The organism is Streptomyces niphimycinicus, assembly GCF_018883605.1.
GTDB classification, from domain to species: domain Bacteria; phylum Actinomycetota; class Actinomycetes; order Streptomycetales; family Streptomycetaceae; genus Streptomyces; species Streptomyces niphimycinicus.
Genome location: NZ_JAHLEM010000278.1, coordinates 1 through 9,586, shown reverse-complemented (window position 1 = coordinate 9,586; position 9,586 = coordinate 1). Strand labels below are relative to the sequence as shown.

11 protein-coding genes and 3 tRNA genes are annotated in these 9,586 nt (G+C 70.2%); 9 read left to right on the top strand and 5 right to left on the bottom strand.

The annotated features are described in order from the left end of the window. The 3 genes from KN815_RS24500 to KN815_RS24490 form a co-directional block, all read left to right on the top strand. The coding region (locus tag KN815_RS24500) for an MFS transporter (RefSeq protein ID WP_216344090.1) at window positions 1-858 on the top strand (858 nt) is incomplete at its 5' end. 106 nt (window positions 859-964) lie between these two features. After that, window positions 965-1,957, top strand: a complete 993-nt coding sequence (locus KN815_RS24495) for an LLM class flavin-dependent oxidoreductase (protein WP_216344089.1) — start codon at window positions 965-967, stop codon at window positions 1,955-1,957. A gap of 35 nt (window positions 1,958-1,992) precedes the next feature. Beyond that, complete coding sequence (locus KN815_RS24490) at window positions 1,993-2,610, top strand: HAD-IA family hydrolase (RefSeq protein ID WP_216344088.1); 618 nt, start codon at window positions 1,993-1,995, stop codon at window positions 2,608-2,610. 128 nt (window positions 2,611-2,738) lie between these two features. On the opposite strand, the gene KN815_RS52290 is transcribed toward KN815_RS24490, so the two are convergent. Then, on the bottom strand, window positions 2,739-2,936 hold the full coding sequence (locus tag KN815_RS52290) for a DUF6349 family protein (protein ID WP_372458460.1): 198 nt from the start codon (window positions 2,934-2,936) through the stop codon (window positions 2,739-2,741). 291 nt (window positions 2,937-3,227) lie between these two features. Between KN815_RS52290 and KN815_RS24485 the strand changes: the two genes are divergently transcribed. Beyond that, entirely contained in the window at window positions 3,228-4,238 is a 1,011-nt protein-coding gene (locus KN815_RS24485; RefSeq protein WP_216344087.1) for an aldo/keto reductase, read from the top strand. Window positions 4,239-4,610: 372 nt separating this feature from the next. Here KN815_RS24485 and KN815_RS24480 read toward each other — a convergent pair whose 3' ends face one another. Next, entirely contained in the window at window positions 4,611-4,952 is a 342-nt protein-coding gene (locus KN815_RS24480; RefSeq protein ID WP_216344086.1) for a hypothetical protein, read from the bottom strand. A 321-nt stretch (window positions 4,953-5,273) separates the two neighbouring features. Between KN815_RS24480 and KN815_RS24475 the strand changes: the two genes are divergently transcribed. From KN815_RS24475 to KN815_RS24465, 3 genes are all read left to right on the top strand, one after another. Beyond that, window positions 5,274-6,254, top strand: a complete 981-nt coding sequence (locus KN815_RS24475; RefSeq protein WP_253209212.1) for an AraC-like ligand-binding domain-containing protein — start codon at window positions 5,274-5,276, stop codon at window positions 6,252-6,254. A 186-nt stretch (window positions 6,255-6,440) separates the two neighbouring features. After that, complete coding sequence (locus KN815_RS24470) at window positions 6,441-6,812, top strand: tyrosine-type recombinase/integrase (RefSeq protein WP_216344085.1); 372 nt, start codon at window positions 6,441-6,443, stop codon at window positions 6,810-6,812. Between the two features lie 119 nt (window positions 6,813-6,931). Continuing rightward, window positions 6,932-7,210, top strand: coding sequence for a hypothetical protein (locus KN815_RS24465; RefSeq protein ID WP_216344084.1), 279 nt, complete (start codon window positions 6,932-6,934; stop codon window positions 7,208-7,210). A gap of 148 nt (window positions 7,211-7,358) precedes the next feature. Here the strand turns inward: KN815_RS24465 and KN815_RS24460 are convergent. The 3 genes from KN815_RS24460 to KN815_RS24450 form a co-directional block, all read right to left on the bottom strand. Beyond that, window positions 7,359-7,435 (bottom strand) — tRNA-Ile (locus KN815_RS24460). A gap of 174 nt (window positions 7,436-7,609) precedes the next feature. Then, window positions 7,610-7,682 (bottom strand) — tRNA-Asn (locus KN815_RS24455). A gap of 5 nt (window positions 7,683-7,687) precedes the next feature. Continuing rightward, a tRNA-Asn gene (locus tag KN815_RS24450) sits at window positions 7,688-7,760 on the bottom strand. A 247-nt stretch (window positions 7,761-8,007) separates the two neighbouring features. Between KN815_RS24450 and KN815_RS24445 the strand changes: the two genes are divergently transcribed. Together KN815_RS24445 and KN815_RS24440 are read left to right on the top strand one after the other, a co-directional pair. Beyond that, entirely contained in the window at window positions 8,008-8,277 is a 270-nt protein-coding gene (locus tag KN815_RS24445; RefSeq protein WP_014060441.1) for a hypothetical protein, read from the top strand. A 25-nt stretch (window positions 8,278-8,302) separates the two neighbouring features. Further along, a partial coding sequence (locus tag KN815_RS24440; RefSeq protein WP_216344083.1) for an FGGY family carbohydrate kinase occupies window positions 8,303-9,586 on the top strand: 1,284 nt, incomplete at its 3' end.

Below are 9,586 nucleotides of genomic sequence, written 5' to 3'. Positions count from 1 at the left end.
TCGGCCTTCCACGCCATGTTCTCCGTCGGCGGCGTCATCGCCTCACTCGCCGGAGCGGGCGCCGCGAGCGCCGGTATGAGCCCGGCCGCGGGCATGGGCGCCGTGGGAACCGTGGGCATCGTGACCGCACTGGCGTCGGCACGCGGTCTGCTGCCGACCGCGCCGACGTCGGCCGCCACCGCCGACGCAGAGGGTTCGGCCGCCACCGCCGACGCAGAGGGTTCGGCCGCCACCGCCGACGCGGAGGGTGAGGGAGCCCCGGCCGGGAAGCCACGCAGCGCCCACGGGCGTATCTGGGTCCTCGCCGCCCTGGCGTTGATGGTCATGCTGAGCGAGGGAGCCGCCAACGACTGGAGCGCTCTGCACCTGAAGGACATCCTCGGCGCACCCGCGAGCACCGCCGCCGTCGGATACGGCACCTACGCGGCGGCGATGACCACCGGCCGGCTGCTCGCCGACCGCGTCTCCGGCCGGCTGGGGCCCATGGCCGTCCTGCGCTACGGCGCGGTCACGGCCGCCGTCGGGATCACGATCGTGGCCGTCTCGCCGTGGATATGGGCCGCGTTCGCGGGCTGGGCGCTGTTCGGCCTGGGACTGTCCGGCTGCGTCCCCCAGTTGTTCAGCGCGGCCGGGCGCGCCGACCCCTCCGCTGCCGGCGCCAACGTCTCCCGCGTCGCCGGGCTCGGTTACCTCGGCATGCTCTCCGGACCCGCCGTCATCGGCTGGCTGACCCATCTCGTGGCACTGAACCACGCCTTGCTGCTGCTGACTCTGCTGTGCGCCATCGCCGCTGCGGCCGCCGGAGTCCTGCGCACCGGATCCGACCGCACGCGCGAGATGGCACGCGGCAGCCACTGACCGCCTGTGCGGCACGGCCCCTGACCCCGTGCCGCACAGGCCCCTCCGCCCCCGCCGGTCGCTGGACCGGCGGGGGAGAAACCACCGCCAACAGAAGGAGCCGTCGATGCCCGAGACAGACGCCATCCCCGCCCGCGGCCGTGTCGGTGTCCTGCTCCCCCGTGATCTGCCCGTCCGGGACGTGCTGCCCTACGCCCGGCGAGCCGAAGAGCTGGGGTTCGACCAGGTGTGGGTGGTGGAGGACCTCGGCTGGCGCGGCGCACTCGCGCAGGCCGGCCCCGTCCTCGCCAGTACCACGGGCATCACCGTCGGCATCGGCATCATGCCCGCCGGTGCCCGCAACGTGTGCTTCGCCGCGATGGAACTGGCCACCCTCGCCCAGCTCTACCCCGGCCGACTGATCACCGGCATCGGTCACGGTATGCCCGACTGGATGCGTCAGGCCGGGGCCTGGCCCGCCAGTCCCCTGACGCTGATCAAGGAATACACCACCGCGCTGCGCCTGCTCATGCGCGGCGAGCCCGGTCCGGCAGGCGGCCGCTACGTGCGCTGCGAAGGCGTCGTCATCACCGAGACTCCCGACATCGTCCCGCCGGTCATCCTCGGTGTACGCGGCCCCAAGTCACAGGCCGCCGCGGGCGAGGTTGCCGACGGGCTCCTCCTGGCCGAGCCCGCGGCCCCCGCCTACATCGCCTCCTCACTGCGGCAGATGGGCAGCGCTTCGGACGCCGACGCCCTCGAAGTCGTCACCTACGACGCCGCCGCCGTCGATGACGACGAGGACGCCGCTCTCGCCGGCGTCCGCGGCGGACTGAGTGCCATCGGCGATCCGGACTGGGCCGCCCACATCGACCCCCTCCCGTTCGCCACGCATCTGCGCGAACACCGCGCCGCCTGCGCCGACGCCCGGCAATTCGCCCGGACCATGCCCGCCACCTGGGTCCGCCAACTGAGCATCGCCGGCACCCCCGACCAGGCACGCGAAGCGATCAAGGACCGCCACGCAGCGGGCGCGACCAGCGTCGTCCTCGCTCCCACCGGCCCTGACGCCCTCGCGTCCCTGGACTCGCTCGCCCGCGCCCTGGACCCCCGCCCCTGAACCGAAACCACCGGCATCCGGAGGAACCCACCACCATGTCCACCGACCGACGCATCGTGCTGTTCGACCTCTTCGGGGTCATCGCCCGCCACCAACGCCCGGGCGCCCTGGCACAGATGGCCGCCCGGTGCAACGCACCCGCAGACGCCTTCGCCGAGGCCTACTGGGCCTGCCGCCCGCCCTACGACGCCGCGCAGTGGTCCGCCCCCAAGTACTGGACGGCCGTACTGCGATGGCTGTCACGCTCCGCCGACGCCGACACGATCGAGGAGTTGCGGCTCGCCGACATCCATAGCTGGTCACGCGTCGACAAGCGCATGGTCGCGTACGCACAGTCCCTGCGGGGCGTCGCCGAGGTCGCCCTGCTGTCCAACATTCCCGCAGACCACGCGGACGCCTTCCGCACCGCACAGCCCTGGGTGCGGAACCTGGACCACACCGCCTTCTCCGGAAAGATCCATGCGGCGAAACCGAACCCGGCAGCGTTCCACCACTGCGTCGTCGCCATGCAGGCCGCGCCCGCCGACTTCCTCTTCGTCGACGACCGCGAAGAGAACGTACGCGCAGCACAGGCCACCGGTATGAACGGACACGTCTTCACCCGACTCGACGAGCTGACAGCCATCATCGACACCTGGCTGCCGACCCGATGACTGACGCCGCCCGGGCAAGGATGCCGCCTCCGCGGCGGTGGGGTCCTTCCCTACACCGCTTGCCGGTGCCGGTGCCGGTGCCGGTGCCGGTGCCGGTGCCGACCACAGCATCGACAAGGTCGACAGCGTCAGCACACGGTCAGCGACGAAGGCACCGCAGAGGGTGCGGGGAGGTCGCGCCAGCCCGGGTGGCTGTGGTCGTGGGAGTCTTCGACGGCTTCGTCCGTACGGCGGCGGTCGGGGCCTTCCCCGGTGCATCCGAGGCAGGCCCCGCGGTGGAGGTAGAGCCAGGTCTCGCCGGAGCCGTCGGGGCCGGCCGGCCCCAAGACCGGGTGAGGACCGTGGGCCGGTGGTCGGCGGTGAGCTCGGGCGGGGCGCGCTGGGAGAAGCCAGGGTGCCCCAGCGGACCCGTGAGGGCGGTTTGCCGTCGGGAGGGGCCGAGTAGTGCCCCACGCGCTCGGCGGAGAATTGACAGTTCGCTACTCGCTGCCACTGGGTTCTCTGGTACGTCTGGCCGAAACGGTCGAAACCTGACAGGGCGCACATGCCCCACGCCTCCGAATTCCGGACCGAGACGTCTTGCGCTGGAGCGCACTTCAACTCCTAGGTTCGGAAGCGTGCGATACATCAAACTCGGAAAAACCGGACTGGAAGTCTCCGCCATCACCCTCGGCTGCATGAGCTTCGGCGAGCCGGACCGGGGCGGCGAGCCCTGGTCGCTGGGCGCGGACGCCAGCCGGGACATCATCAAGCAGGCCCTCGAGAGCGGCGTCAACTTCCTCGACACGGCCAATGGGTACAGCGCCGGAAGCAGCGAGGAGATCGTCGGCCAGGCGGTCAAGGACTTCACCCGGCGCGAGGAGGTCGTTCTCTCCACCAAGGTCTGGATGCGGATGCGCCCCGGCCCGAACGGCGCCGGGCTGTCCCGCAAGGCGATCTTCGCCGAGCTCGACGCCTCCCTGAAGCGACTGGGGACCGACTACATCGACCTGTACCAGATCCACCGCTGGGACTACGACACCCCGATCGAGGAAACCCTCGAGGCGCTGCACGACGCGGTCAAGTCCGGGAAGGTCCGTTACATCGGAGCCTCTTCCATGTACGCCTGGCAGTTCACCAAGGCCCTGTACCTGGCTGACCTGAACGGCTGGACCCGGTTCGTGTCGATGCAGGACCACTACAACCTCATCCACCGAGAAGCAGAGCGGGAGATGCTCCCACTCTGCGCCGACCAGGGCATCGGCGTGATCCCGTGGAGCCCGCTGGCGCGGGGCAGGCTGACGCGGGCCCGGGACACCGCCACGGCGCGTGCCGAGACCGACGAGGGCGGCAAGATCCTCTACCGCGACGAGGACCAGGCAGTGGCCGAGCGCGTCCACGAGATCGCGGGCAAGCGGGGTCTGTCCCCGGCCCAGGTCGCCCTGGCCTGGGTCATGCGCAACCCGGCGGTGACCTCGCCCATCGTCGGGGTCACCAAGCCGGCCCAGCTAGCCGACGCGATCGCCGCGGTGGACGTCGAACTCGACGAAGACGAGGCGGCCTACTTGGAGGAGCCCTACCAGCCGCACCAGGCCGCCTACCTGGAGGAATCCTTCTACAAGGCGCGCCCTGTGGCAGGCTCCCGGTAGTCCGGGCTACCGCCGGGCCCTCGACGAGTCCCTGGCCTCGACCTTCACAGCCCTGTGATCGGCCCGGCGGTGCTTACGGGCGGCTCGCGCTCGCGCTCGTGCCCCGCAGCGGCGGCTGCACCGAGGGCAACCTCCTGGTCCTCCCGCGCGGCCACGTCGCTGACTTCACGACCGATCCCGTCGTGGCTGGCACCGTGCAGATGCGGGCCGCCGAGCTCGCCCAGAAGCTGGGCGGCCAGTGGAACTACCTCACCTCATGCGGCCCGCACGCACCCAGACCGTGTTTCACCTCCACGGCCACCTGGTCCCCCGCACCGTCGGCGACGGCCTTGCCCTCCCCTGGACCGACCCCGCTGTCGGCTTCAGATGAGGCTACGACCGCGAGGGCCTCGTGTCGTACTCGGCGGAGACGCCGTCCTGGCCCGAGGGGCACTCGGCCTTGGCGTACTGGAACCGCCAGGCGCTCGCGTGGGTGCTGCCGTCCTCGCACTTCACCCACACCTTCACGTCAACGTTGCCGGAGCACTTGGCGTGCCCACGGTAGGCGCCGCCGGGACCGGCGTAGTCGGCCCAGGTGGTGCAGGAGGCGGCGCTCGTGGGCTGCTGTGCCGTCGCTTCTCCGCCGTCGGCGGCTACGGCGACGCCTCCGCCGAGACCAACGCTCGCGAGGGCGAGCGACGCGATGCCGAGAGCGATGCGCTTATGTGTGTTCACGGAGTTCCCCTGTTTGTTGTGGATGTTTGACCTAGGTCGTCCGGAGTGGCGGCGCGGGGTGGACCACGTCGCCCGGTGCGCAAGACCGACCTTGCCCATCGGTTCAAGGGCCGTCCTCCTACTTCAGGCGGCCGGGTTCCCCCTGTGGGGCTCTTTCGAGTCGGCCCGCGCTGTCGAGTGCAGGAACGAGCCTGTCCGAATGCCGCTCCACAGGCATGGGGTGAACGCGCACTGTTGTTGGCCGAGAGCGCACTTCTGGCACCCGGCCAAAGCGGAACAGAGTGGTGTGATGTCGGTCAGCGCTCTGGAGCGGGGGGAAACATGCTGCTGACGGTGTTCGATAGCGTCGTTGTGCCGGCAGCCGACCGTGTTGAGGCCTGGACCGAGGTCACCACGACGGCACTGATGCCCACACGCATCCGCTTCGTCGGCCCCGGGAACTTCGGGGCCCGCATCCGCGCCATGCCGTTCGGGGCCGCGCACCTGTCGGCCCTGTCCTACAGTTCTCTGCTCTCGGAGCGCACACCACAACTCATCCGCCAATCCGATCCCGAGCTGTACCAACTGGCCTTGGTCACCTCCGGACAACAAGGCGTCGAGCAAGCACGGAACAACGTGCTGCTGGAGGCCGGCGGCATGGTGCTGTACGACAGCTCTCGTCCATTCACCGCGTCTGCGCAGGCGGTTGAGCGCAGGGCCGACAGCCTGGTGTTCCAGTTCCCCAAAAGACTGTTGCCGTTACCGGACCACCGCGTAGGCCGCCTCCTCGCCGCGCCGCTTCCTGCCGACAGCGGCATGAGCCGGTTGCTCGCCCAGTTCCTGACTGGTGCTGCCGAGGCGCATGCCACCTACGCGCCGTTCGGCCTGGTCCAGCTCGGCGGCATTGGCATCGATCTGGTCACGGCCGTACTGTCCCATCACCTCGACGGCGCACCGGCAGCAGCGTCTGCCACCCGACCGGGCCTGTTCTTTCTGCGGATCAGCGCCTTCATCGAGGAGCACCTCGGCGCTCCCTTGTCACCGGCCGAGATCGCCTCCGCGCACCAGATCTCCCTGCGGTACCTGCAACGCATTTTCCAGGAACAGGGAACCACCGTGAGCGACTTCGTTCGGGGCCGACGTATCAGCCACTGCTGCAAGGACCTGGCCGATCCGGCCAAGCAGGAGCTGCCCGTTCACGCCATAGGCGCCCGGTGGGGGTTTCCCCGTCCCGACGACTTCAGCCGCGTCTTCCGCAAGGCGGTTGGTATGCCTCCCGGTCAGTACCGCGCCACGCACATCACTGCCAGTCAGCCTGCATGAGTACTGCCGCAGGACCCGCCCCGACCACATCATCCAGCCCGCACGACGGTCTGCCCCGGCCGCCACCGCTTCCTCGGCGCCGACCCACAGGTGTCCCCAAGGACCGCGGCTGAGATGTGCCGCGCGCAGCCCCGCCGCATTTGGGCGGAGGTGACAGCCGCCCAGCTCTGCCTCAAACGCCCTGCCATGGTCCGAAGCCACCTCGACGCCCTCTGGCTGCGCATCTCAGCACAGATAGTGGAGGTTGCCTACCGCCAGTACGGAGAAGCGCCCAAGGCAGAGAGTGCACGGACCAACTGGCTGAGCCTGGAGAAGCGTCTGGTGGAGTTGTCCGGCCTGCCGCCCGTCCGACTGCACGACCTCCGGCACATCTCTGCCGCGCTGTCGCTGCTGGCCAAGAACGACATCAAGGTCGTGCAGGAGAGGCTGGGCCACTCCTCGCGCCAGATCACCTCGGATACCTACACCAGTGTGCTGCCCGAGATGATGCGCACCGAGGCCGAGTCGGTCATGGCCGTCGTGCCCCGCGACGTCCCCTCCGGGTCCGCACCCCACTGACGATCCCCGAAAGTGCCTGGCAGAGCGACATCGCCGTCTTCTTCGCCCACGGTGCACAGCGGTCAGGTGACACCTGGGCCGTTGGAGCGCAGACCCAACCCGGCTCCGACCTCCTCGGCGTGATCACCCTGGCCGGGCGGGGCCGGGACGACGCCGCCAACGCGGCCGTGAAGTGGATACGCGACCACTGCACCACGAACGACCTGGAGCTGGTCCGGGTCGAGAACTTCAACGATCGCTACCCTGAGGAACAGCGAGCGGACTTCTCGCTCACGCGCTTTACGATCGCCCGTTCCGATCCCCCGGGCCTGGACGGCTGGGCGCTGCCGACCGGCTTGCCGCCCACAGCGGCCCGGATCGCCCGCCGGACCTCGAAGGGGCGTCGGGAGGCGGTGTGAAGCCCCACTGTCCCCTGAACCGGCCCCGTGTCCCCTGTGTGTCCCCTGGATCTTCGTCTGAACGGATGAACGGGAGTCCCCGCATCGGCGCGGCGACTCCCGTTCCTGCGTCTGCGCAGGTCAGGATGGGTCTGCCCGCGTAGTGCCCTGGTGGGGCGGGTGGGACTCGAACCCACGGCCGACGGATTATGAGTCCGCTGCTCTAACCGGCTGAGCTACCGCCCCGTAACGGCGCGTCGTACACATCTGCGCGCGCCGTCTGCCGCAGCATAGCCGCTCATACGATCTGCTGCTTCGAAGGGCCGGTGCTGGGAGCCCCCCTGGCTTCGATCATGGCGTAGATCACGTCCGCGGGGGCCCGGAAATGAAAAAGGACCCCTCAAGGGGTCCTCCTCACTGCTCCCCCGACTGGACTCGAACCAGTAACCCTCCGGTTAACAGCCGAATGCTCTGCCAATTGAGCTACAGGGGACCGAGCTCCCCCGACTGGACTCGAACCAGTAACCTGCCGGTTAACAGCCGGCTGCTCTGCCAATTGAGCTACAGGGGATTGCTCCGTGTGCCGCGACCGTGACCCCGCCCGGGGCTTCCGGACGGCGTGCGCTCGCTGCGACACATACATTAGCGCAAGCAGGGGGGTGCTCCGCCAATCGGTTCGCCGCGTCCGCCCTCGGGCGATCCGCGGCCGTTCCAGGGATGATCTTCTACGTGATCGTGGGTGATCTGCGGCGCGGGCGGGTAGGCGCGCAGCACGACCCCGGGGTCCGGACGTGAAGGACAGCGAGAAGGGCAGGTCGATGCGCTACCGGCTGACGTTCATCACTGGGATGGCTGTGGGTTACGTGCTGGGCACGCGAGCGGGCCATGAGCGGTACGAGCAGTTGCGCGCCTGTGCGCAGAAGTTCGCGCGGAATCCGGCCGTCCGCAATACCGCCGAGTCGGCCGCGCAGGGAGGCCGACTGGCCGCCGTGCGGGCACTGGACAAGGTCCGGCCGCTGCGCGAGAAGATCGGGCAGCGCGATGCCCGCGCGGTGGGCGAGGACGACTGGGGCACCAGCAACACCTAGCCGCGGCGGTGGCATGATCTGATCCATGGGGATAGTCGCCGGGTTGGACAGTTCGTCCGAGAGCACACGAATCGTCGTCTGTGACACCGATACGGGTGCCGTGATCAAACAGGGGTACGCCCCGCACCCGGTCGGCGGCAGCGGCGATGTGGATCCGCAGGCATGGCTGATGTCCCTCGGCGAGGCCGCCGAGGGCGGGCTGCTCGAAGGGGTTCAGGCCATCGGCGTCTCGGCGCAGCAGCACGGGCTGCTGGCGCTGGACGCGGGCGGGGTGCTGGTGCGCCCCGCGCTGATGGGCAACGACAAGCGCGCACAGTCCGCGGCCGCCGACCTCACCGAGGCGCTCGGCGGCCGCACCGCGTGGGCCCAGGCGGTCGGCGCCGTGCCGACCGCCTCGCAGCCGGTGGCCAAACTGCGCTGGCTGGCGCGGAGCGAGCCGGATTCGGTGCACCGCGTGGCCGAGCTGATGCAGCCGCACGACTGGCTGGTGTGGCAGTTGCTGGGGCGGCCGGTGCGGCGTACGACCGACCGCGGCACGGCCTCCAGCAGCGGCTACTGGTCGGCGGCAAGCGGATCCTGGCGCCCCGACCTGGTCCAGTTGGCCCTCGGTCACCAGGTGCGGCTGCCCGAGGTCATCGGCCCCGCCGACGCCGCCGGGCGCACCCCCGAGGGGCTGCTGATCTCCGCCGGTACGGGCGAGACCATGGCCGCCGCCTTCGGGCTCGGGGTGGGGGTCGGCGACGCGGTGATCTCGCTCGGCGCCTCCGGCTCGGTCTTCTCCGTCCACCGCGAGGCGCTGGCCGATCCGACCGGCACGATCCTCTCGTACGCGGACGCCACCGGGATGCATCTGCCGGTGGTGCATACGCTCAACGCGGTACGGACGCTGCGCGGTACGGCGGAGCTGCTCGGTACGGATCTCGACGGGCTCTCCGCGCTCGCGATGAAGTCCACCCCGGGGTCGTCCGGGCTGGTGCTGCTGCCCTATCTGGAGGGTGAGCGGACCCCGCATCTGCCGCATACGGCCGGCACGCTGACCGGGCTGCGGCGCGAGTCGATGAAGCCCGAACATCTGGCGCGGGCCGCGTTCGAGGGGATGCTGTGCGGGCTCGCGGACGCGCTGGACGTGCTGCGCGGGCGCGGTGTCCAGGTGCGGCGCGTCTTCCTGCTCGGGCCCGCGGCCGATCTTCAGGCCGTCCGCGCGATCGCGCCCGCACTGCTGGGAGTGCAGGTCGTGGTGCCCCAGCCCGCCGACTACGCCGCCCTGGGCGCGGCCCGCCAGGCCGCGTGGGCGCTGGGCGCCTCGCAC